The sequence below is a fragment of the Psychroserpens sp. NJDZ02 genome (assembly GCF_004843725.1).
Classification (GTDB): domain Bacteria; phylum Bacteroidota; class Bacteroidia; order Flavobacteriales; family Flavobacteriaceae; genus Olleya.
The window spans coordinates 1432725-1457082 of the sequence record NZ_CP039451.1; the positions used below are offsets into that span (position 1 = coordinate 1432725).

Here is a 24358-nt window from a genome sequence, read left to right on the forward strand (position 1 = left end):
CTGACTAGACTGCAAACATCAGTCTACATAACTTTCTCAATGACAACTCAATATGACACTAAAATTAAAAATAGTGCAATCACAAGAAAAGTTACCTAAAATATTTGTAAGAAAAAGCACTTTCGAATTATATCAATGTGAAATTAGACTAAGTGTAACATAAATCCGTTAAAATGCGCATTTTCTTAAATTAAAACCGTCTAAAAACATCAAAAACCGATTTAACATCACTACTATTCAATAGAATGAAACAAAAAAAAAGAGCAACCAATTGGTTGCTCTTTTTTAATTTTAAATATAACTATATAAATCTAACTACCAGATCCTTACTCTATCTTCTGGTGCGATATACATTTTATCACCTTCTTTAATATCAAACGCTTCATAAAACGTATCAATATTTAATAACGGTTGTACAGCTCTTGTCATTCCAGGAGAATGTGGATCTGTTTTAATTCTTGTCTTTAATGCATCATCACGCATTTTAGTTCTCCATACTGTTGCCCAACTCATAAAAAAGCGTTGTTCTGCAGTGTAACCGTCAATATCTTCAGGTCTCTTACCTTCTTGATCAAAACTCATTTGTAATGCATCATAAGCAGCAAGCACACCTCCTAAATCTCCAATATTTTCACCTAAGGTAAACGCACCATTAATATTAGTCTCTGGCAATACTTCTATTGCAGAATACTGATCAGCTAATGCTTTTCCTAAACCTTCAAACTGTTTAAGATCCTCATCCGTCCACCAGTTGTTTAAATTACCGTCCTTATCATAACGTGATCCCGAATCATCAAAACTATGAGAAATCTCATGACCAATTACCGCTCCAATTCCACCATAATTTACAGCATCATCTGCATTAAAATTATAAAAAGGTGGTTGTAAAATAGCTGCAGGAAAAACAATCTCGTTGTATGCTGGATTAAAATAAGCATTAACGACTTGTGGTGCCATATACCATTCTGACTTATCAACAGGCTTAGCTAACTTTTCTAAATCTTCTTTAAAACTCCAAGCACGAGCGTTTAATGAGTTTTGTAAATAAGACCCACCATTATCGACACTACTAATTTGTAATTCTGAATAATCTTTCCATTGATCAGGATATGCGATTTTAACTTTAGTCGCTTTTAATTTTTCGATCGCTTTAACCTTCGTCTCTGGACTCATCCAATCCAACTTGTTAATACGATTCTCGAATGCTAAAATAACATTCTCTATCATCTTCTTTGCTTTAACTTTAGCTTCTGGCGGAAACTTTTTATCTACATACAATTTACCTAAAGCCTCTCCTATAGTTCCGTTTAATGCTCCTAATGCGCGCTCATCTCTTGGACGTTGTGCTTTAGCTCCATTTAATTCTTTTCCATAAAAGTCCCAGTTAGCATTTTCAATATCAGTACTTAAAAATCCTGCTGAATTATTAAATGTCAACCATTTTAAATAAGCTTTCCAATCACTAACGTTACCTTCAACCAACACCTCTTGTAACCTATTAAAATATCCTAAGTCTCCAACAATAACAGTATCCACTTTTTTAACTCCAATACCTGATAAAAAGTTTTTCCAATTTACTGCTGGCACCATTTTCTGAACATCTTCAATAGATCTTGGGTTATAACGTTTACGTGCATCACGACGATCTACTTTATCCATTTTAGCTTCTGCTAATCTGGTTTCAAAAGCTAAAATTTGGTTAGCTTGTGTTCTGGCATCTGCTTCACTATCTCCTAAAAACTGTAACATTCTAGTAATATGCGCCACATATTGTTGTCTTTTTTCTTTAGAGTCCGCATCATCTTTTACATAATAATCTCTATCAGGTAACCCTGTACTTCCTCCTCCTAAATAAGCAACATTACGATTACTATCTTTAGGGTCTGAGCTTACTCCAAAACCATATAAACCTCCACCACCTTTCGGCTCCATTTCTATCATGTAGGCTTGTAAATCATCACTGTTTTTAATTGCAGCAATCTTCTCCAAATAAGGTCTTACAGGATCAATACCCAACTTATTACGGCCAACGGTATCCATTATTGTTTGATAATAATGCACTGCCTTCTCTTGATCTGAACCTGGTAATACTTTAATATTATCTAAATCCTTATTATCAGACATCGCAGATTTTAAGATTGCTAATGCGTCAGCATCTGTTTTTTTACGTAATTCTTGGAAACTACCCCAAGTGGATTGATCATCTGGAATTTCGTTATTCTCTAACCATTTTCCATTAACATATTTAAAGAAGTCTTCTTTTGGCTCTGTTGTTTTGTCCATGTAATCTAAATTGATACCAGGAACGACTTCTACCTGCGCAACAGGCTTTGCTACAGGTTCCGGTTTCTGTTCTTCCTTACATCCTAAGACGGTTAAACAGCCAACTATACCTATTACAGTTGTTTTTTTAAGGTTGATTTTCATATAAATAGTATTTAAAAAACTTTTTAGGTTAGGAAGATATAAAAAAAGCTCCTTTACAGATTGTAAAAGGTGCTTTTTTTATGTTTAAATTAACTATTAATTAACAACTATTTTTTTAGTTATTTTGCTCGTTTTAGATTCTAAATTTAAGAAATAAACACCCGTAGCATAGTCGCTTAAATCCAACCTATAGCTATTATTATTAATTTTAGCAACATCCTTAGTGTAAATTAACTTCCCCGTAACATCATAGACATTAATGCTTAAAGATGGATTAGCTTTAGTCCTAATATTAAATATTCCTTGAGATGGATTTGGATAAACTACAAAAGCATCTTCCTGGAATTTGTCCAGACTTAATACGCCTCCAGAAATAACCAGATTATCCACAAGCACCCCCTCTTCACTTACCGCTTGATCAGAGTGAAATACAAACCTAAACATTATACTACTTTGAGTACTAAATGCCGCTAAATCATAACTATATTCTGTCATGGTTGCATATTGCGAATCAACACCTGTCCATTGTGCGCCAGGACAATTGAAACACGTCCCATTCTGCCCTTCAGACGTTGCACTATTGTACCAATTAGCATCCGTCGCTGTACCCAAAACATCCCAAGACAAACCTTGATCTGCTGAATACTCCATATATACAATATCCCAATCGGTTTCTAACTCAAACGCCATATCAAACTTAATCATAGGATTAGACACTGTTGTTAAATCAAAACATTGAGACATCAAATAACTTTTAACATTGTTAACATGATCTCCAGAAAGATTTGTAGCATAAACTTGATTACTTAAATCTCCTCCAGTATTATTTAATACCGCCCCACTAGGCACACCGCGTTGCCAATATTGAGTTGTCGCACCATCATCAATAACTAAAAGCTCTTCTTCAATAGTTTGAAAAGTATTAATAACGCCTACTGTACCAGTACCATTAACGTGAATTATTTTTTGTTCAGAGTTATTATTAATTTCATAAGCATCGCCAACTGTTGTCGAATTGACTTTAAACACATGCGTTCCTTTCTCCAATGTCAACTGAGGCAAATCAACAAGTGTTGAAGCTTGCGAAACCAAGTTGCCTGTCCAAGTAAAACTATCTGGAACTCCATCAATATAATATGTAAAATCTACAGAAAAAATATCATTTAGCCCATTGTTTTCAATTTCTACTTGAGCAGAAACACTAGAACTACAATCCGCCGAACTTGTTATCCCATTTACTGTAACTAATTTAACATCTGTAGCCGATAATTCTGTAGATATTTCTGATTGCCAAATTCCTCGACCATAAGTCGCTGCTGTTATTTTACCATCCAACACATTAATCTCTATATCCGTAACTGCCACATTTGGCAAACCAACATTAAATACCTCCCAAGTTAACGTATCGTCATCATATCTATAAACCCCCAAACTAGTCCCTAAAAACAATGGATTTTTAGGATGTAAAGCTTGATGTTTAATACTGTTTTTTGTAACATTTGGTAGACCGTTTGATATGTTACTAAAATTAACCCCGCCATCTATAGATTTTAACACTTGACCATTCGTACCAGAGGTTGATACATATATTATATCACTATCTGTGTTACTAATTTCTATTGACGTTATGTTTGATCGAAAGGTTTGGATTGTTGAAAAGTCAACACCTGCATTGGTGCTTTTTCTTAGTACCGCATTAGTAGCCAAATAAATATTTTCAGGATCTAAATCATCTATTTCTAAAACATCTATATTCTGTAAAAAAGAAGGCGATACTGCTACCCAACTATTATTTTGCAATTTATATAAAGCACTAAAACCAGAATACAACTCACTATTACTATTCATAACAAGCGGCGTTATCCAGTTACCTTTTTCACCAATTGGAGCCGAAACATTACCTGCAACACTAGCTCCTGCCGAGGTAGACGTATATAAATTACTTCCATATTGAATAAAACCATAAAAATTGTCAGAATTAACAGGATCTATAGCTGTATCCATTCCATCTGCCCCATAATAATTTTGCCATTGCCCATTATTAAAAGCATGTCCACCATTATCCTGCAACCCTCCTACTAATTTATCCGATGTTTGCTTAGAAACAGCCACTCTATAAAACTGACTAATTTGCATTCCTGCTGTCAAATCAGTAAAACTAATCCCGTCGTTTGTCGATTTATAAAATCCACCATCAGTGCCTGCAAATAAATCCCCATTAAAAAATCTTAAAAAATGAATATCTGCGTGAGAATATGCCGACTGAAAAGGAGCATCCCAATCATTTAGTTTTGTAAATCTAGTTTGAGTGCCACTAACAACACCTCTCCAAATATTTAAAACACCTGTATAAATTTCGTTTTCATTTGTATCTGAAACAGCAAAAGCTAAATCATACCAAGATTGTGTCGATTCAAAAATATCACCATTATCTTCTACTGAAGCTACCTGAGTAAATGTGCCACCAGAATTAACGGATTTAAACACTCCTCCAAAATCAAAAGACGCATCTGAAACTAATACATACACCACATTTGGATTAGCCGGCGTGACATCTATTACATATCTAGAAACAACTGATACTGGCAACCCTGAGCTGTTTACTGATACTGGCAACCCCGAGCCGCTTAAAGAGAAAGATTCCCCAGCATTTGTAGAGATATAAAACGCATCACTCGAAACCGCATACAATACATTTGGGTCACTCGGTTTTATTTTTAAGTCTTTAATATTTATTCCAGAAGTCCCATTTGAAGCTCCTAAAGTATTTTGATTAGACCAAGTAGCCCCAGCATCTATAGATTTATACACACCATCATTAGTGGCTACCCATAACATATTAGAATCATTTGGGTTAATATAAATATCGTTCATCGAATCAGGAGAATTACTAACACTTAACCCTGTTGTATTCCATGTTAAACCACCATCTGTTGATTTCATAACACCAATACTATATGTATCTCCTGCATCATCATCTCCTGTAGCAATATAAATAATATCAGTATTGTTATTGTCTACAGCAATCCCTGAAACTCCTATTTGTGGTAAATCGTCTGTTGTTGTAATCCAAGTTAAACCCGCATCTACCGATTTCCACAAACCACCAGCAGGAACACCTGCATAAATTGTTGTCGGCGTATTAGGATCAGGAACGACTACATTTACACGACCTTGACCTGGCGACCAAGACCCCGTATTGGTATGAGAAAAAGGTCCTATCGGAACCCAATTACTGTTATCAACCATAACGCCATCACTACTCCTTTGATTAGTTTTATCTCCTTTAACCTGTAAATATGTATTCCATAGCTCTAATGCAGTTGGCAAGGTCCCATCCTCTTTAACAAAATTAGACCAATAGGTTTCCCACCTTTTAAAAGGTTTATAACCACTCCCCTTAACGTTAGGATCTTTAGTTTCCCAATACGTATCAAAAGCACTGACTATTTCTTGAAATTTTATAGTGTTTGAATCCGTCCTTGATGCTAGCTTTAAACTACTCATCCATGGCGCATCTTGATTAAACTGCCCAAAGGAAATGGACACCATTAACAAGAATGATAAGAATAATAATTTTTTCATTTTCAGTATTTTACAACAAAAATAACTGAATTTTTATCAAATTAACGATTATATACCAAAAACATAGATAAAATACATAAAATAAACAAATACGTTATCATTTTAGCAATTCTATTCTTGCTATACTATCTGCTTTTTTCTTTATATTAATAACATCTCCCACCTTATCATTTGGAATAGTCATAGACAATACATAATGCTTAATCCTCCATTGTCCATCTACATATTGAACAACACCCGAACCACGACAAATTTCCATTTGCGTATCAAGCAATTCATCAAACCAGGCCATATTCTGATTAGAATCCAAATATATAGTTCTTTCTAAAGTAGAAAAACTCCACGCCTTCCCTTTATCAAAATGGGGTTTAGCATACGATTTAAAATCTGCTAACTGCCAATTTTCTGAAGCATCAGTCCCAATAAAAACACCATCTTTTGTCATTAAATCAAAATAACTTTCATAATCAGCATCTGACGCCGCCTTATGCCAAGCCTCTATATTAGTATTAATAGCTTTTTTAACCAAAGCGGAATCCAACCTAACTTCTTCATTTTTACATGAAAAAAGAAGTACTACACAGAAAATAGAAAACTTAAAAAATTTCATAATTAATACGGCTTAACAATTGTCTGATTTTCCTTTTCAACCTTTTTATTAATTTGTAAATTAAGATTGGACTGAGCAAAAAACACTTGACGTATGGCTAACAACTTTTCTTTTTTTGTACTAGCCCCCAAACTTTCTATTTCTTGAAACTTTAATAACATTGTTTTTAAAACCAACACTCTTGCTTTTATAGGCTGCGTATTTATCGCTTCTGGAATAGTCTCCTCAAGATCCTTTATTGTAGAATTAAACAAATCTACATCTGCATTAAAAAAAGTAAAATCAGGAGTTGTAATACTTTGTATTCCATTTGCTACAGTCAAATACGCTTGCCAATCAGCAATTATCGCATTAGTTTTTGCATCTAAAGCTATATCTTGATAATTAATTTTTTTTATATCTTTACTAGACAATTCCAAACTATCTACCATCACCAAAGCATCATCAGCAACCTTTTTGGCAACCTCTTTTTTACAAGCCGAAAACAAAAAAGTAATAATTAATAAAAACCTAAAAAATTTCATAATAAAAATTAAATATTTGACGTACAAATATATTAGATTAATGAGTTACATTTTACCAAAACATAAAATTGTTTTTTATAATGACTTTTATAATTTTTTGATTGATAAATCTTCAAAATGTTATTACTTTTGGAGCCATATTTTATAAATAATCCAAAGAAATGAGTGGAAAGATATTAATTATTGGAGCCGGTGGTCAAATTGGCTCTGAACTTACTTACAAATTAAGAGCAATACACGGTGACTCTAATGTTATTGCAAGTGACTTAAATTACAACAATTTAGCATTAGTAAATTCTGGTACTTTTGAAATAATTGACGCTATGGATTATGCTTCAATTAAGATTTGTTGCGAAAAGCATAATATTGACACTATTTACTTAATGGCAGCCATCCTTAGTGCCACAGGTGAAAAATACCCTATGAAAGCCTGGGATTTAAACATGGAGTCGTTATTTCATATTCTAAACCTAGCAAAAGCGAAAGCTATTAAAAAAGTATTCTGGCCTTCAAGTATTGCTGTTTTTGGACCAACAACACCTACCGAAAACACACCTCAACATACCGTAATGGAACCAACAACCGTATATGGTATTACCAAACAAGTAGGAGAACGTTGGTGCCAGTATTACCACGAGAAGTATGGTGTAGATGTAAGAAGCCTACGTTACCCAGGTATTATTAGCTGGAAAACACTTCCTGGGGGCGGCACAACAGATTATGCAGTAGAAATCTATCACGAAGCGCTAAAACAAAAGCAATATGAATGCTTTTTAAGCGAAGACACCGCATTACCTATGATGTACATGGATGACGCTATTAACGCAACAGTAAACATTATGTCCGCTGATGCTGAAAAAGTTAAAATAAGATCCTCTTACAACCTATCAGGTATAAGTTTTACACCCAAAGAAATTGCTGATTCTATTAAAAAACAAATTCCTGAATTTGAAATAACCTATAACCCAGACTTTAGACAATCAATCGCAGATTCTTGGCCAAGCAGTATTGATGATACAGAAGCTAGAGAACAATGGAACTGGAAGCATCAATTTGACTTAGATGGCATCACTAAAGACATGCTTAAAAACTTAAGCAAATAATTTACAACTCACTTAAAACCTAAAAAAGCCTCTAGTCGTACTAGAGGCTTTTTTTATGCTTTACCAAACTTAACTTTACCCCATAAAAAAAGCCACTATTTCTAGTGGCTTATTTAAACTTGCTCCTCCTCTTAGGCTCGAACTAAGGACCCTCTGATTAACAGTCAGATGCTCTAACCAACTGAGCTAAGGAGGAGTGTTTTTCGCTATTGCGAGTGCAAATATAATATCTTTTTTAACTTCTGCAAAATAATTTTTGATTTTTTTTAATTAAATATTGCTTTAAAGATATCATTACCGTTCGCAAACAGCACTAACGCTATCAAAATGAAAAATCCAACCACTTGAGCTTTCTCTAAAAACTTTTCACTTGGTTGACGTCCTGATATAATTTCGAACAATAAAAACACGACATGTCCTCCATCTAAAGCAGGAATAGGTAATAAATTAAGCACTCCTAACATAATAGACAAAAAGGCTGTTAAACCCCAAAAGTTTTGCCAAATCCATGTTCCTGGAAAAACATCGTAAATAGCTTTGAAGCCACCCACACCTTTATAAGCCCCTGTACTTGGACTAAAAATTTTAGCTAATTGATCAAAATAACCACTGACTTGCGCCACAAACTTATCTTTACCACCACCAAAACTTTCTAAAAACGTATATTCTTTTAGTGTCTTGTTATAATAACCAAGCTCATCAAAGCGCTTAGCGTCTTCCGCTGCACCAATACCAAATTTACCATTAGCATCGACCTTTAAATCTATTTTAACAGTCTCTTTGCCTCTTAAAAACGTCGTAGCAACTGTTTGATTCTTGTAGTTTAATAATCTTGGTGCTAATTCGTCATAATATCTAAGTTCCTTATTATTAATTGACAATAATATATCCCCTTCTTTTAGAGCCACACCTTTATTTGCCATGGTATCAGAAACCTCTCCCACCATAAACGGAAATCTTAATTTAAAAAGACTACCCTTCACTTTTCGCGAAGATAATTGACCAAGAAAATCTACTGGTAAATCTATATTAACCGTTTCTCCATTTCTGTCAATCGTATATTTTTCTGTTTTAATTAGATTTTTAACCACATCTAAATGGCTATTTACCTTAATACCATCTACAGCGATAATTTTATCTCCTGTTTTAAAACCTATATCATTTAATAAAGGGTTATCAATCCAATACCCATCCTTCATACTAGAAGCCGTAATATCTGTATCTCCATAAGTAAAAGACATAGCGACATATATCACATAAGCTAGCACAAAATTTACAAAAACACCACCTAACATAATAATTAGACGTTGCCACGCTGGTTTTGATCTAAACTCCCAAGGTTGTGGCGGTAAAGCCATCTGATCCTTATCCATACTCTCATCAATCATCCCAGCAATTTTAACATAACCACCAAGAGGCAACCAACCAATACCATAAACAGTCTCACCTATTTTCTTTTTAAACAATGAAAATTTTACATCAAAAAACAAATAAAACTTTTCGACTTTAGTTTTAAATAATTTTGCAGGAATAAAATGTCCTAACTCATGTAAAACAATTAGTAATGACAGACTTAACAAAAACTGTCCAATTTTTATAATAAACTCCATGTAGTGTTTCTATTCTTTTTAATAATCGCCAAAAGTAACTATTTACCCTTAGTTTAGAAAACAATAGCTTTAATGCTTTTAAGAATTAACAAATTTTATGAGTAATGTCATATGCTAAGCTCCGCTTTACTTGTATTTTTGTATAATAATTAAAAATCACTGAAATGTTATCGTTTTTTAAAGATTACAAATGGTTTGCTATTGTATTCAGTATAATTTCAATCATAATAATGTCTATTTTTTATAATATTTTAAAAGTAGAAAGCCCCTTACCCATTTACCAACCCGCCATGGTTAATACAGAATTGGTCGATAGCACCATTCAACATAAAATAAACTATCATAAAATCGCCGATTTTAGTTTAACCAATCAAAACGGAAAGACCATAACTCAAGCCGATTATAAAGGAAAAATATACGTTGCCGACTTCTTTTTTACAACTTGTCAAACTATTTGCCCTACTATGACTGGTAACATGGCAACAATCCAAGATGAACTTATTAATGACGATGATGTTATGTTACTCTCCTACTCCGTAACTCCGGACATTGATACCGTAGCACAATTAAAGCGCTATGCCATAGAAAAAGGAGTTAATGATAAAAAATGGAACTTAGTCACAGGAGATAAAGGCCAAATTTACAGACTTGCCAGAAAAAGTTATTTAGCAGTGAAAGATGATGGGATGCCTGACGACTATGGGATGGTACACACCGAGAATTTTATGCTCATCGACAAAAAAAGCCAAATCAGAGGGTATTATGATGGCACAAAAAAAGAAGATATTAAAACCCTTTTAAAAGATATTCAAAAGTTAAAAAAAGAATACAAAGAGTAGTTTTTTGCTTTCAATTTTTTTAAGCTGAAATTTAGCCATACTTTTGCTTCTTTAAAATCAATCTAAATAAGCTTGAGCCATACATTAGACACATTAAAAAGAGGAGAACGCGCTATAATAATAGACGTATCTTCACATTTGATCCCACTAAAACTTCTAGAAATGGGATGTTTACCAGGTAATACTGTCCAATTGGTGCAAGTCGCTCCATTTTCGGATCCATTATATCTTAATATCAACGGGAGTCATTTAGCGATTAGAAAAGAAACTGCCATTCATATCATTATTGAAAAAGAGGTTTTATGAGCAAGCAAATAAACATCGCCTTAATTGGTAATCCAAACACAGGAAAAACCTCGGTTTTTAACGCACTGACAGGTTTAAACCAAAAAGTTGGAAATTACCCTGGGATTACTGTCGAAAAAAAAGAAGGTATATGCAAATTACCTAGAGGTCTTAAAGCGCATATCATTGACCTACCGGGTACTTACAGTTTGAATGCCTCGTCTCTAGATGAAAACGTTGTTATTGAATTACTGCTTAACAAAAACGATAAAGACTTTCCCGATGTTGCTGTTGTCGTTAGTGATGTTGAAAATTTAAAACGAAACTTACTTCTTTTTACACAGATTAAAGATTTAGAGATCCCCACTATTTTAGTCATTAACATGGCAGATAGAATGAAATACAAAGGGATTTCTTTAGATATTGAACATTTAGAACAAGAATTAAAAACAAAAATAGCCGTTATCAGTACCCGAAAAAATCTAGGTATTGATAATTTAAAATTATTAATTTCTAATTACAGAGATTTATCAACAACCCCCTGTTTAAGTGCCTCAGAAATTGACAAAGAGTACTTTGACAAACTAAGACAAGCTTTCCCTAACCAATTACTTTACAAGCTCTGGCTAGTCATTACCCAAGATGTGAATTTTGGTAAAATGGACAGAAACGAAGTCGAAGCACTTGCTAGTTTTAAAACGAAATCTAAAAATGATTTAAAACGACTACAGCAAAAAGAAACCATTAAGCGCTATCAATTTATAAATAACACACTTAAAAAAGGACAAACTATAGACATTAGTCAAGCTAAAGATTTACGTAGTAAGTTTGACAGAGTTCTAACCCATAAAGTTTGGGGTTACTTGATTTTCTTTTTAATATTACTACTAATTTTCCAAGCTATTTACGATTGGTCAACAGTGCCAATGGACTTTATTGATGGTGCATTTGCAAGCTTGAGTGACTGGGTTAAAAATACATTACCCGCTGGCGCTTTCACTAATTTATTAGCCGAAGGTATCATATCCGGACTTGGAGGAATTGTTATATTTATCCCACAAATCGCCTTCTTATTTCTATTTATTGCTATTTTGGAAGAAACAGGATACATGAGTCGTGTCGTATTTTTAATGGACAGAGTCATGCGACGTTTTGGCTTAAGTGGAAAAAGTGTTGTCCCCTTAATTTCTGGGACTGCTTGTGCGATTCCTGCTATTATGGCTACTAGAAATATTGAAAGCTGGAAAGAGCGCTTAATAACCATACTAGTAACCCCTTTTACAACCTGCTCTGCAAGATTACCTGTATATTTAATCATTATCGCATTAGTCATCCCCGAAGGACGCTTTTTAGGCCTAATCAGTTATCAGGCTTTAACATTAATGCTATTGTATTTATTAGGTTTTGGGGCTGCAGTTATGTCTGCATACGTATTAAATAAAGTATTAAAAATAAAGAGTAAAACCTTTTTTGTAGTAGAAATGCCGAACTACAAATTACCCTTATTTAAAAATGTAGCAATAACAGTACTCGAAAAAACAAAGTCCTTTATATTTGGAGCTGGAAAAATCATTTTAGCAATTTCAATAATAATCTGGGTTTTAGGATCAATAGGTATCAATTCTAATTACACAAATGCTAAAGAAATTGTAAATCAAGAGATTACTCAAAATGGCTTTAGTGAAATTCAAAAAATTTCTATCCAAAACAAGATTGATCGTTATGAAAAAAGTTTAAGAGAGGTCGATTCAACACTTAGTTTAACTCGAGTTATGGATTCCACTAAATCCAAAACACCTTTATTTAAAGAAGCAGTCATAAGTGATGAAATAGCTTCTTTAAGATTAGAAAATTCAGTGTTAGGCTACATAGGAAAAGTTGTTGAACCAGCAATAAAACCCTTGGGATATGATTGGAAAATAGGAATTGCTATAGTAAGCAGTTTTGCTGCCAGAGAAGTTTTTATAAGCACCCTTTCTACAATATATAGCGTAGGAAGCGAAATAGAAGACGAAGACAATAAAACAATTAGAGCCAAAATGCAATCAGAAACACACCAACTAACCAATAAACCGGTGTTTACATTTGCCTCCGGCGTTTCCTTGCTATTGTTTTACGCCTTTGCAATGCAATGCATGAGCACGCTAGCTGTTGTTAAAAAAGAAACTAACACTTGGAAATGGCCAACCTTACAACTATTAATCATGACAGCTATTGCCTATATTAGTGCATTAATAGCCTATCAATTTTTAAAATAAAATTATGAACGCAATTATTCAAAATATACTTGTATTTACCACTTTAGGATTTGCTTTGTTTTTTCTGTATAAAAAATATTTCGTTAAAACGAAATCAAAAAAAGCTTGCGGAACGGATGACTGTGGTTGCCATTAATTGTTTCGCAACATAGACTCTATATAATTACTAGTGTTAAGATATTCTACTTTTAAATCTCTGAGATATTTTTCGACTATTTTAGAATCTGTGTGTTTGGGATTTAAACAATCATTACTATCATAATCCGTAGCTATTAAAACCAAATACCACTTGCCTTTTCTGGAAGTATGCATATCGGAAAACAAAGGATCAGTACCATTAGCGTCTCTTTTTGCATCAACTAAAATCGGCACTAAATTTATAGTCTTAGTATCTTTATTTGTTTCGTAAAACGAAAAATAAAACGGTTGATTTTCAATCTTAAACGCCACATTATTTTCCACATTTACATGATCTAACTGATACTTTGTATTTATAAAATTGTAAAATTCGTTAGCCTCTTTAGGATCTTCAAAGATTAACGAATACTGTTTAGGTAACTTCCTTTTAAACTTTTTAGCAACCATAATCTTATCCCCTTCTATGGTGGGTGCAATTTTTACAGGTATACAAGAGGTTAAAAAAACAAAAAGCAGGATAATTACAGAAGGTTTCATAAGATTGGTTTTCAGATAACTATCAAAAACCATACCCTCCCACTATTCAAAAAGCAAATCCGAGACATAAGATTTACCGCTATTAGAAATTTGTAGTTAAAAAAACAACTAACACTTACACATGACACATGACACATGACACATGACACATCCTATAATAAACTATTACATGATAAACCTCCTGTGTTTTAGCATAATTATCTTTTCAAAAACAATCAGGCTCTAAGGATTTAAAACGACATACTTTTATCAACAATTTTAGAATTAAATTGTTTTTATTTTTATCGTTTAGCAAAACCATAAATCAAAAAAAAACTTATTTACAATAGTTTATAGTGGTTAATTACAAGCACATTATTTCTAGGAACTAAACCTTCTTTAAATAAAGATTTTTGGCAACATTCTGAGACACCACTATCTCTGTCTTATCAAATTCAATTTTCACCGAATTGTCGTAAGGCTCTTTATGTTGTATTGTAATTATTGTTCCCAACGCAATATTATTACTATCTAAATATTTCAAAAATTCTGAGGACGTATCATCCACTCCAACACACTTATAGACACCTCCGGTTTCAGCTTTAGCTAAAACTATTTTTTCAATATGCTTAAAGTTACCCGCTTTATCTGGTATTGGATCACCATGCGGATCGTGAGAAGGAGAACCTAAAAAGACATCTAATTCGTCTATTAACTTTTCAGATTTTATATGCTCAAGATGCTCGGCAACTTCATGGACCTCATCCCAAGAAAAATTTAATTTTTCCACCAAAAACACCTCCCAAAGGCGATGTTTTCTGATAATATTTAAAGCAACACGGCGCCCTTCGTCTGTCAAAGTAACTCCTTGATATTTTTTATAATCAGCATATCCTTTTTCAGATAATTTCTTAATCATATCCGTAACAGAAGACGCCTTGGTTTCTAAAGCTGTTGCAATCGCGTTAGTATTAACGTTTTTTTCACCATTACTTCCTAAGTGGTAAATAGCTTTAATATAGTTTTCCTCTGTTAGTGTAATCATAGATTTATCGTGTTCTGCAAATATAGAAAAGATATCTTTATTAAAATATTTTTAGACTCATCTAAAAATAATTTTATATTTGCGCAAAATTAAATAAAGATGAGACTAATAATACTTTTCATATTAACATCATGTGCTTTTGTAAACGCACAAAACACTTATCAAATTCAAGGGAAGATAACCTCAGAAGGAAAACCTCTATCGTTTGCAAATATTTATATTGAAGACATCTCCGAGGGAGCAGTCTCTGACAAAAATGGAAACTACAGCATTAAAAACCTGAAACCAGGCACTTATACTATAATAGCTTCTTTTATTGGCGCTAAAACAAAAACTAAGCAAGCCATAATAACCAATGACAATGCTTATGTTTCTTTTGATTTAGACTATAAAAACGATTTAGATGAAGTTGTTATTACCGGAACAAGGACAGAAAAACGACGCACAGACTCTCCCGTAATTGTAAATTTAATTGACAGTGAAACATTACAACAAGTAGTCGCTACTGATCTTTCTGAAGGCTTACGCTTCCAACCAGGATTACGCGTAGAGATGGATTGCCAAACTTGTAACTACAGTCAAATTCGCATGAATGGGCTTCAAGGTGGTTATTCTCAAATTCTTATTAATGGTCGTCCAATTTTTAGCCCACTAACCGGTTTGTATGGCCTAGAACAAATCCCAGTAAATATGATCGAACGCATTGAAGTTGTTCGCGGTGGCGTTTCGGCGCTTTACGGATCCAGTGCCATTGGTGGAACCGTTAATGTTATTACCAAAATACCAAAAAAAAATGGTTATAACTTTAGTTATGCTTACCAAAATATAGATGGCGGTGCGGATCAAAATTTAATAAACGGAAACGCAACCGTAGTAAGTGAAGACTACAAATCAGGGGCTACTTTCTTTATAAGCAACCGAAAGAGAACAGCATACGACGCTAATAACGACAACTTCTCAGAATTACCCGAACTTAAAAATACTTCTTTTGGCGTAAATGCCTTTTATTTGCCTACAGAAAATTCTAAATTAGAAGTCAATTTAAGCAAACTATATGAATATCGCTATGGCGGAGAAATTGTAGACAAACCCGCTTATTTAACACAACAGTCGGAAGAAAGAGACCACCACGTTCTTATGGCAAGTTTAGATTACCAAATAAATTTTAATGATGATAAAAATTCATTAATCTTCTATTACGGCGGGCAACGTACCGACCGTGACCATTACACAGGAATAACTCCAGATGACCCAAACGAACAAATTGATTTTTTTAAAGATCCACCTTATGGTATATCAGAAGTAACCACACATCAAGGAGGGATTCAACTAAATAATAAATTTGATGATTTTTTAGGAGGAACAACAGTACTAACGGCAGGTTTAGAATATGTTTATGACGATGTTATGGACCAAATAATTGCCTACAACTATCTTATTGATCAAACTACAAAAAATCTAGGTGTATTCCTTCAAAATGACTGGGAAGTTACAGAGGAACTCAATTTTCTAGCAGGTTTTAGACTAGACAACCACAACTTAGTTGACACTACTATTTTTAGCCCTAGATTATCCTTACTTTACAAACTAAAAGAAACCACACAGTTCCGTTTAGGATGGGGTACTGGTTTTAGAGCTCCACAAGCTTTTGACACCGACTTACACATTGCCTTCGCAGGAGGAGGAATATCAAGAATATCCCTTGCAGAGAACTTAATCGAAGAACGCTCCAATAGCTTCACTGCCTCGGTAAACTATGACAAAGCTTCAGAACATTTTATTGCTGGATTTACAGTAGAAGGATTCTACACCCATTTAAACGACGCCTTCTATCAAGCTCCAATTGGTGAAGATGAATTTGGAGAACGTTTTGAAAAAAGAAATGGAACAGGAGCAACCGTAAAAGGTTTTACACTAGAAGCACGTGCAAATTTTGATTATGTATTCCAGGTTGAAGCAGGATTAACATTACAATCCAGTCTATTTGACGATCCAGTAGAAAACATTGAAGGACTAGACGCCAAACGTGATTTTTTGAGAACCCCAAACAATTACGGCTATGCCACATTTACCTATACACCAACCAAACGATTGACCGCTAGTGCCAACTTAATTTACACAGGGCAAATGGATATTATTCATTTTGCAGGAGAAAACACAGGACAAGCTATTGACCAATACGATACGACAGACCCTTTTACAGAACTAAGCCTCCGTTTAGGATACACCTTTAACTTACCAAAAGTAAGCACAGACATTGAATTATTTGGAGGTGTTAAAAATATAACAAACAGCTACCAAACAGACTTTGATACCGGCAAAAATCGAGACAGTAATTACATTTATGGTCCCGCAGCACCAAGAACCGTATTTATAGGTCTTTCTATTAATTCGCTTTAATAATATTGATGAGAATTAGTCTAATTACAATACTATTATTCACAGCCACAACTGTCTTTTCACAAACTGAAAAGACAGTCCATTGGCTTAATTTTGAACAACTAGAAGACGCTCTAAAATTAAAACCAAAAAAAGTGCTTATTGACTTTTACGCAGATTGGTGCGCACCTTGTCTGAAAATGCAGAAAGACGTATTCACCGACTCGTCAATAGTCAACACAATTAACAAAGAGTATTATGCTGTCCGAATGAATGCTGAAACTAGTGACACGGTCCATTTTGGCAATCAACTATTTATAAATAACCGTTTAAACAAAAGAAATCCAATACATCAGATTCCTTTATTAATGGCTCAGCAGAAAAACAAACCCTTTTCATTACCTGCCCTAGTCTTTTTAGACGAAAAATTTAATGCCACAGCACGGTATTTCCAATTTCTAAATGTAACACAACTCTACAACATACTTGTAAATCAACACTAAACACGTGTTAATACAAATAAAAACCAGTTAAAGCTTGTTATTTTTAGTACCTTCGTAATAAATATTTAGACCAATGAAAAAAATAATTCTACTTTTAGGAATTACCACGATTCTAGTAGGCTGTAATAACAACCCCAAAGACAACGGAAAACTCAACATAGTCACCACTACGACGATGCTAACCGATTTAGTTAAAAATATTGGGGGTGACAGTATTAATATTAATGGTTTAATGGGAAGCGGAGTAGACCCACACCTTTACAAAGCAAGCGAAGGTGATGTTACAAAACTAGTTAATGCCGATATTATATTTTTTAACGGCCTACATCTTGAAGGAAAATTAGTTGAAGTTTTCGAAAAAATGGGAAGCCAAACAAAAACACCAATTGCACTGGCAGATGTAATTGATAAAACGACACTAATAGGCTCAGAATATTTTGCATCTAATTACGATCCACATGTTTGGTTTAACATCTCTTATTTCAAACAATTTGCAACTAAGGTCGCAGCTGTCTTATCAGAGAAAGACGCAAAAAATGCAGACTATTACAACGCCAATGCTACAGCTTTTTTATCTAAACTAGACACCCTAGAAAACACGGTTAATTCAAAAATAGAGACACTTCCTGCAGACAAGCGCATTCTTGTAACTGCACATGATGCTTTTAATTACTTCGGAAAAAGTTACGGCTTTGAAGTTGTTGGTTTACAAGGTATATCGACAGCAACAGAAGCTGGTGTAAAAGATGTCCAAAATTTAGCTAACTTTATAATAGAAAATAAAGTGAATGCTATTTTTATTGAAAGCTCAGTACCAAAACGAACTATTGAAGCCTTACAAGAAGCTGTTAAATCAAAAGGTCATGATGTAAAAATTGGAGGCACATTATATTCTGATGCTTTAGGAAGCGCAGGAACTGTTGAAGGCACTTACATTGGTATGTTTGAATACAATGTAAACACCATTGTTAATGCGCTTAAATAAGTTAGCTAAAATAAAAAATAAATAGTGAGATCCTAAAACAAGTGCAGGATGACGCAACACTAGCTAAAAACAGGTTTGCCTTAAGTATATTTTTTGATTCGTTTTATGAAAAACTAAAAAATGAATATATTTTGAATTAAATAAAACTCCCAATTATTTAGGAAATAGTTATGAAACAAAAAATAGCAGTAAAAGTAGACGATCTTACCGTAGCATACAATTACAAACCTGTGCTTTGGGATATTGATTTAGAAATTCCCGAAGGTGTACTTATGGCAATTGTTGGACCAAACGGAGCAGGTAAATCAACGCTAATAAAATCTATTTTAGGCATATTAAAACCCATAGCTGGTAGTGTAACTATTTACGATAAACCATATGATAAGCAACGAAAACTAGTCGCTTACGTACCACAAAAAGGAAGTGTAGATTGGGATTTTCCAACCACAGCTTTAGATGTTGTGACTATGGGTACTTATGGAAGTTTAGGTTGGATAAAACGCCCTGGACAAAAAGAAAAGAAAGCAGCATTAGAAGCTTTAGAAAAAGTAGGCATGTTACCATTTAAAAGCAGACAAATCAGTCAACTATCCGGTGGACAACAACAACGTATATTTTTAGCACGAGCATTAGTACAAAATGCTTCAATCTATTTTATGGACGAGCCTTTTCAAGGTGTTGATGCCACTACAGAAATTGCAATAATTAATATTTTAAAAGAATTACGTAAAGCCGGAAAAACAGTCATTGTGGTGCATCACGATTTACAAACCGTTCCGGAATATTTTGATTGGGTTACTTTTCTAAATGTGAAGAAAATAGCAACAGGTCCTGTTAAAGACATCTTTAATGATGACAACTTAACCAAGACTTATGGTATTAATTATAAAGTAAGTATTCAGGAATAATGGATTTACAAGAATATTTTTCTTTGGTCTTTAGCGACTACACTTTAAGAACCATCACACTAGGAACTGCCATTTTAGGAGCCGTAACCGGTATGCTTGGAAGCTTTGCAGTGCTAAGAAAACAAAGTTTACTTGGGGACGCAATATCACACGCTGCATTACCCGGAATTGCTATTGCCTTTTTAATAACAGGCGCAAAAGACAGTAACACTTTACTTTTAGGTGCTTTAGTAAGCGGGTTAATCGGAACCTTTTGGATTAGAAGTATCGTAAAAAAAACGCACTTAAAAAGCGACACAGCCTTAGGATTAATCTTATCTCTGTTTTTTGGATTTGGGATGCTATTGCTAACCTTTATACAAAAACAACCCAATGCAAATCAGGCAGGATTAGACAAATATTTATTTGGTCAAGCCGCAACTTTAGTAGAAAGTGACGTTTGGATGATGGCAACCGTTACGGGATTATGTTTATTTGTATTGCTATTATTTTGGAAAGAATTTAAAATCTTACTTTTTGACGCAGACTACACAAAAACACTAGGTTTTAATACTAAATTTATTGATGTTTTAATTACTAGTTTTATTGTTTTAGCAATTGTATTAGGATTACAGACAGTAGGTGTTGTTTTAATGAGTGCGATGCTTTTAGCGCCTGCTGCTGCTGCAAGACAATGGACCAACAGCTTATCTAAAATGGTGTTTTTAGCAGCTATATTTGGTGCTTTTTCGGGTGTCTTTGGTACAGCCATCAGCGCCAGTCAAACTAATCTATCAACAGGACCAGTCATTGTTTTAGTAGCCTCAGTGTTTGTGGTGTTTTCATTCGTGTTTTCTCCAAGTCGAGGCTTATTATTTAAACAGATACGATTTATTAAAAACAGACGTGATTTAGAATTACACAAAACTTTAGCGTTTATGCATCATATTGCCGAAACACATGACGACATTTCTCACCCACATGCTATCAAGCTATTAAATAATTTTCAAGGGTTCACAAGAAAAACGCTTCAAAATTTAGTCGAAAAAAAATATGTCACACTAGACGGAAATATGTGGAGTTTAACCAAAACTGGCTTCGAAACTGCCGCAAATTTATACACAAAACAAGCTACAGAAGATGAATAGCGCTCAAATAGAAATACAATTAATTGCTAGCTTAGTTGCCTTAGCTTGTGCTATTCCTGGGACTTTTTTAGTCCTACGTAAAATGGCAATGATCAGTGACGCCATTAGCCATTCTATCCTACCCGGTATTGTGGTTGGTTTTTTTATCACACAAGATTTAAATTCACCTTTGCTAATTGTTTTAGCAGCTTTTACCGGTGTTATCACAGTTGTTTTAGTCGAATATATTCAAAAAACAGGCTTAGTAAAAGAAGATACAGCAATCGGCTTAGTGTTCCCTGCACTATTTAGTATTGGTGTGATCTTAATAGCAAAAAACGCTAACGATGTTCATTTAGATGTGGATGCTGTTTTGGTTGGCGAATTAGCATTAGCTCCTTTCGATAGACTAGTCGTTTCAGGTGTTGATATAGGCCCAAAATCGCTATGGATAATTGGAACCATTTTATTGATTACTACCACTTTGCTAATTGCCTTTTATAAAGAACTAAAAGTAAGCACTTTTGACAAAGGACTAGCAGCCTCTCTAGGGTTCTCTCCTGCCATTATACACTACGGATTAATGACTGTATCATCTATCACTACAGTTGGTGCATTTGATGCTGTAGGCGCTATTTTAGTCGTTGCTTTAATGATTGCGCCTGCCGCAACTGCCTACTTACTAACCACCAACTTAAAAAAGATGCTAGCCTTAGCTGCTTTTTTTGGTGTTTTTAGTGCCATTTCCGGCTATTGGTTAGCCCATTTACTGGACGCTTCTATTGCTGGTTCAATAACAACAATGCTCGGCCTGCTATTTTTAGCTGTCTACTTATTCGCGCCAAATAAAGGTGTTATTGCCGTTATGTATCGTGAAAAACAACAACGCATAGAAGTAAGCTTATTAACTTTTTTGTTACACCTAAAAAATCATAGCGAAGTTGAAGAGCGTCACGTCAATCATTTAAGAGAACACATAAATTGGCAAAAAATTAGAGCCAAAACCGTTTTAGAATTAGCGCTTAAAAATAATATGATTGCTGTTAATAATAACGTTGTGTCACTAACAGACAAAGGAGACACCTTTACCTCAAAAGCGATCGATTATATAATTACTAACGAAGATGCTCAGATAGAAGACATGAAAGATGATTTCTTTTTATTTAGAGGGTAAAAAAAAAAGACCTCTCAGATTAGAGAAGTCTCTTGTTTTATTTTTATTTAAAGACTATTAAAATCGTCTCTCATCTTGTAAAAACTCATAAGCCTTTTGGACTTGCTTAAATTTTTCTTCAGCACCTTTTCTATGCTCTTCTCCTAAATGCTCTACGCGATCTGGATGATATTTTTTAGCCATAGTACGGTAAGCCTTTTTAATTTGGTCTACAGTTGCCGTTTTATCAATTTCCAAAATCTTATAAGCATTATCACTACTGTTATAAAACATCGCTTTTATACTGGAATAATCACGGCTACTTATCCCTAAATAGTTCGCTATTCTGTGGATTTCATCCTCTTCATCGTCTGTAACCATTCCATCCGCTTTTCCAATTCCAAAAAGAAAATGCACCAACTGTAAACGCGACGCATGATCCATCATGTCATGGATTTGATTACACACATCTCTAGTAGATACGTTTTGGTTACTTATTTTTTTAAATAACTTAAACGCTTTGTTTGCTCTATCCTTACCATAAAGTTCTACAAATTTATTACGCACAAAATCCAACTCACTTTGCTCTTGTTTTCCATCTGCCTTTATAACTACAGACGCTAATACTAGCAAACTAACTTCAAAATCTCCCGAAGTGGTTTCCGCACGACGTTGTTTTTGCGACTTACGTTTAGATTGTTTTTTGTATTTTGATTCATTTCTTTGCTGACTATCAGCACGACCATTACCCAACAATTGCCCTTTACTTGACATAGAATCCCCTAAACTACCAAGGGCTAACCCTATAATAGCTCCAATTGGACCACCTAATGTCCATCCTAAAGTTGCGCCTATCCATTTTAATCCAGCCATAAATATTGTTCTAATTTAAAAAAAGTAAATATACTACTTTGTTAGTATACTTTAAATCTGATTTGTTACTGATGCAACTAGCTTGGTGCGTTAAGGATGGAGCGGCCTGTCTGAGCTCCTCGGAGAGAGCGAGTAGCGATAGCCTGACCTTATGACACCATAAGTGTTATAAGGTAACGCCATAATAATTTTTGCACGGTTTTTGATTATCTTTGCATGAGATAGATTTATAAACAAAAAATTACAAAAATATGTATCCAGCAGAATTAGTAAAACCAATGCGTGAGGACTTAACCAAAGTAGGTTTTGAAGAATTGCATACCGCTGAAGCAGTAAACACTGCAATTGCAAAAGAAGGAACAACTTTAGTGGTTGTAAATTCAGTTTGTGGTTGTGCAGCTGCAAATGCAAGACCAGGAGCAAGCATGAGCTTAGAAAACGCAAAAAAACCAACGAATATAGTTACAGTTTTTGCAGGTGTTGATAAAGACGCAGTTGATCAAGCAAGAGCACACATGGTCCCTTTTCCTCCAAGCTCGCCATGTATGGCATTATTTAAAAATGGAGAATTAGTACACATGTTAGAGCGTCATCATATTGAGGGAAGACCTGCAGAATTAATTGCAGAAAACCTTATGGATGCTTATAACGAACATTGCTAAGCCACTTCTTACTGATAACATAAGTCGCTTTTAAGCTAAGTATTATAAAAAAACCACGTTTTTTAAACGTGGTTTTTCTATTTTTGAAAGATAGAATCTTAACAGTAAAATGAGAAAAATTTTAGCCTATCCCTTATCTATTATTTATTACCTATTTTTCGGGTTAACATTAGTTGTTTTTCACCCTATACAATGGTTCTGCTTTAATGTGTTTGGCTATAAGGCGCACAAAACAAGTGTTGACCTTTTACAGTTTTGCTTAATGCGCTGTGTCAACCTTTTATTTACAAGCCAAAAGTTAATTAACCCCTATAAATTAGATAATTCACATCCCGTAATAATTGTGTCTAATCACCAAAGCATGGCAGACATCCCGCCATTAATGTGGTATTTTAGAAAACATCACGTCAAATTTGTTAGCAAAAAAGAGCTAGGTAAAGGTTTACCAAGTGTCTCTTATAATCTAAGACATGGAGGTTCTGCCTTAATTGACAGAAAAAACCCGAGACAAGCTATTGTTGCTATCCGGAAATTTGCCGATTATATTGAGTCTACCAATCGCGCTGCTGTTATATTCCCGGAAGGTACTAGAAGTCGTGACGGAAAACCAAAACCTTTTCAAACTAAGGGATTAGAGACGTTAATAAAATATATACCAAGTGCTGTCATTATACCAGTAACAATCAATAATTCATGGAAAAACCTGCGTTATGGCAAGTTTCCTTTAGGCATTGGTAATAACATAACATTTACAGCTCACAAACCCGTAAAAGCCAGTGATTTTGAGGATACAAAAGCACTACTTACACACATAGAAACCACTATTAAAAATAGTATTAAAATATAAGA

Annotated in this window: 20 protein-coding genes and 1 tRNA gene; 12 read left to right on the forward strand and 9 right to left on the reverse strand. The window is 34.2% G+C overall.

What is annotated here, in order from left to right; translation table 11 throughout:
• Window positions 1–315 precede the first annotated feature (315 nt).
• The 4 genes from E9099_RS06245 to E9099_RS06260 form a co-directional block, all read right to left on the reverse strand.
• On the reverse strand, window positions 316–2427 hold the full coding sequence (locus tag E9099_RS06245) for a M13 family metallopeptidase (protein ID WP_136582828.1): 2112 nt from the start codon (window positions 2425–2427) through the stop codon (window positions 316–318).
• 96 nt (window positions 2428–2523) lie between these two features.
• The gene (locus E9099_RS06250; protein ID WP_136582829.1) at window positions 2524–6012 is read right to left on the reverse strand and encodes a T9SS type A sorting domain-containing protein; all 3489 of its coding nucleotides are present in this window, start codon (window positions 6010–6012) and stop codon (window positions 2524–2526) included.
• A gap of 97 nt (window positions 6013–6109) precedes the next feature.
• Complete coding sequence (locus tag E9099_RS06255) at window positions 6110–6622, reverse strand: nuclear transport factor 2 family protein (protein ID WP_136582830.1); 513 nt, start codon at window positions 6620–6622, stop codon at window positions 6110–6112.
• 2 nt (window positions 6623–6624) lie between these two features.
• Window positions 6625–7146: a hypothetical protein gene (locus tag E9099_RS06260; RefSeq protein WP_136582831.1), complete on the reverse strand. Its 522-nt coding sequence runs from the start codon at window positions 7144–7146 to the stop codon at window positions 6625–6627.
• 161 nt (window positions 7147–7307) lie between these two features.
• On the opposite strand from E9099_RS06260, the gene E9099_RS06265 reads away from it, so the two are divergent.
• Window positions 7308–8249: an NAD-dependent epimerase/dehydratase family protein gene (locus E9099_RS06265; protein WP_136582832.1), complete on the forward strand. Its 942-nt coding sequence runs from the start codon at window positions 7308–7310 to the stop codon at window positions 8247–8249.
• Window positions 8250–8371: 122 nt separating this feature from the next.
• Here the strand turns inward: E9099_RS06265 and E9099_RS06270 are convergent.
• Window positions 8372–8445: transfer RNA gene (locus E9099_RS06270), tRNA-Asn, on the reverse strand.
• A gap of 70 nt (window positions 8446–8515) precedes the next feature.
• Complete coding sequence (gene rseP / locus E9099_RS06275; protein WP_136582833.1) at window positions 8516–9859, reverse strand: RIP metalloprotease RseP; 1344 nt, start codon at window positions 9857–9859, stop codon at window positions 8516–8518.
• A 164-nt stretch (window positions 9860–10023) separates the two neighbouring features.
• Here rseP and E9099_RS06280 point away from each other — a divergent pair, with 164 nt between their 5' ends.
• The 3 genes from E9099_RS06280 to feoB all read left to right on the forward strand — a co-directional run bounded on the left by E9099_RS06280 (window position 10024) and on the right by feoB (window position 13241).
• The gene (locus tag E9099_RS06280; protein WP_136582834.1) at window positions 10024–10698 is read left to right on the forward strand and encodes an SCO family protein; all 675 of its coding nucleotides are present in this window, start codon (window positions 10024–10026) and stop codon (window positions 10696–10698) included.
• Between the two features lie 72 nt (window positions 10699–10770).
• Complete coding sequence (locus tag E9099_RS06285; protein WP_136582835.1) at window positions 10771–11004, forward strand: ferrous iron transport protein A; 234 nt, start codon at window positions 10771–10773, stop codon at window positions 11002–11004.
• Window positions 11001–13241: a ferrous iron transport protein B gene (feoB, locus tag E9099_RS06290; protein ID WP_136582836.1), complete on the forward strand. Its 2241-nt coding sequence runs from the start codon at window positions 11001–11003 to the stop codon at window positions 13239–13241. Before E9099_RS06285 ends, feoB begins: the two co-directional genes overlap by 4 nt.
• Before the next feature lie 132 nt (window positions 13242–13373).
• Here the strand turns inward: feoB and E9099_RS06300 are convergent, their stop codons facing one another.
• Together E9099_RS06300 and E9099_RS06305 are read right to left on the reverse strand one after the other, a co-directional pair.
• Window positions 13374–13916: a hypothetical protein gene (locus E9099_RS06300; RefSeq protein WP_136582838.1), complete on the reverse strand. Its 543-nt coding sequence runs from the start codon at window positions 13914–13916 to the stop codon at window positions 13374–13376.
• Between the two features lie 367 nt (window positions 13917–14283).
• Window positions 14284–14940, reverse strand: coding sequence for a metal-dependent transcriptional regulator (locus tag E9099_RS06305; RefSeq protein ID WP_136582839.1), 657 nt, complete (start codon window positions 14938–14940; stop codon window positions 14284–14286).
• A 99-nt stretch (window positions 14941–15039) separates the two neighbouring features.
• On the opposite strand from E9099_RS06305, the gene E9099_RS06310 reads away from it, so the two are divergent.
• The 6 genes from E9099_RS06310 to E9099_RS06335 all read left to right on the forward strand — a co-directional run bounded on the left by E9099_RS06310 (window position 15040) and on the right by E9099_RS06335 (window position 21995).
• On the forward strand, window positions 15040–17340 hold the full coding sequence (locus tag E9099_RS06310) for a TonB-dependent receptor (protein ID WP_136582840.1): 2301 nt from the start codon (window positions 15040–15042) through the stop codon (window positions 17338–17340).
• 8 nt (window positions 17341–17348) lie between these two features.
• The gene (locus E9099_RS06315; RefSeq protein ID WP_136582841.1) at window positions 17349–17822 is read left to right on the forward strand and encodes a thioredoxin family protein; all 474 of its coding nucleotides are present in this window, start codon (window positions 17349–17351) and stop codon (window positions 17820–17822) included.
• A gap of 73 nt (window positions 17823–17895) precedes the next feature.
• Window positions 17896–18807 (forward strand): metal ABC transporter solute-binding protein, Zn/Mn family, encoded by a 912-nt coding sequence (locus E9099_RS06320; RefSeq protein ID WP_136582842.1) that lies wholly within the window; start codon window positions 17896–17898, stop codon window positions 18805–18807.
• A gap of 170 nt (window positions 18808–18977) precedes the next feature.
• Window positions 18978–19715, forward strand: a complete 738-nt coding sequence (locus E9099_RS06325; protein WP_090837394.1) for a metal ABC transporter ATP-binding protein — start codon at window positions 18978–18980, stop codon at window positions 19713–19715.
• Window positions 19715–20842, forward strand: coding sequence for a metal ABC transporter permease (locus E9099_RS06330; protein ID WP_136582843.1), 1128 nt, complete (start codon window positions 19715–19717; stop codon window positions 20840–20842). The genes E9099_RS06325 and E9099_RS06330 overlap by 1 nt, the downstream gene beginning before the upstream one ends.
• Window positions 20835–21995, forward strand: a complete 1161-nt coding sequence (locus E9099_RS06335) for a metal ABC transporter permease (RefSeq protein WP_136582844.1) — start codon at window positions 20835–20837, stop codon at window positions 21993–21995. Before E9099_RS06330 ends, E9099_RS06335 begins: the two co-directional genes overlap by 8 nt.
• 57 nt (window positions 21996–22052) lie before the next feature.
• Here E9099_RS06335 and E9099_RS06340 read toward each other — a convergent pair whose 3' ends face one another.
• Entirely contained in the window at window positions 22053–22847 is a 795-nt protein-coding gene (locus E9099_RS06340; RefSeq protein ID WP_136582845.1) for a TerB family tellurite resistance protein, read from the reverse strand.
• 251 nt (window positions 22848–23098) lie between these two features.
• On the opposite strand from E9099_RS06340, the gene E9099_RS06345 reads away from it, so the two are divergent.
• Both E9099_RS06345 and E9099_RS06350 read left to right on the forward strand, forming a co-directional pair.
• Window positions 23099–23509 (forward strand): BrxA/BrxB family bacilliredoxin, encoded by a 411-nt coding sequence (locus E9099_RS06345; RefSeq protein ID WP_136582846.1) that lies wholly within the window; start codon window positions 23099–23101, stop codon window positions 23507–23509.
• A gap of 109 nt (window positions 23510–23618) precedes the next feature.
• Complete coding sequence (locus tag E9099_RS06350; RefSeq protein ID WP_136582847.1) at window positions 23619–24356, forward strand: lysophospholipid acyltransferase family protein; 738 nt, start codon at window positions 23619–23621, stop codon at window positions 24354–24356.
• Window positions 24357–24358: the final 2 nt, after the last annotated feature.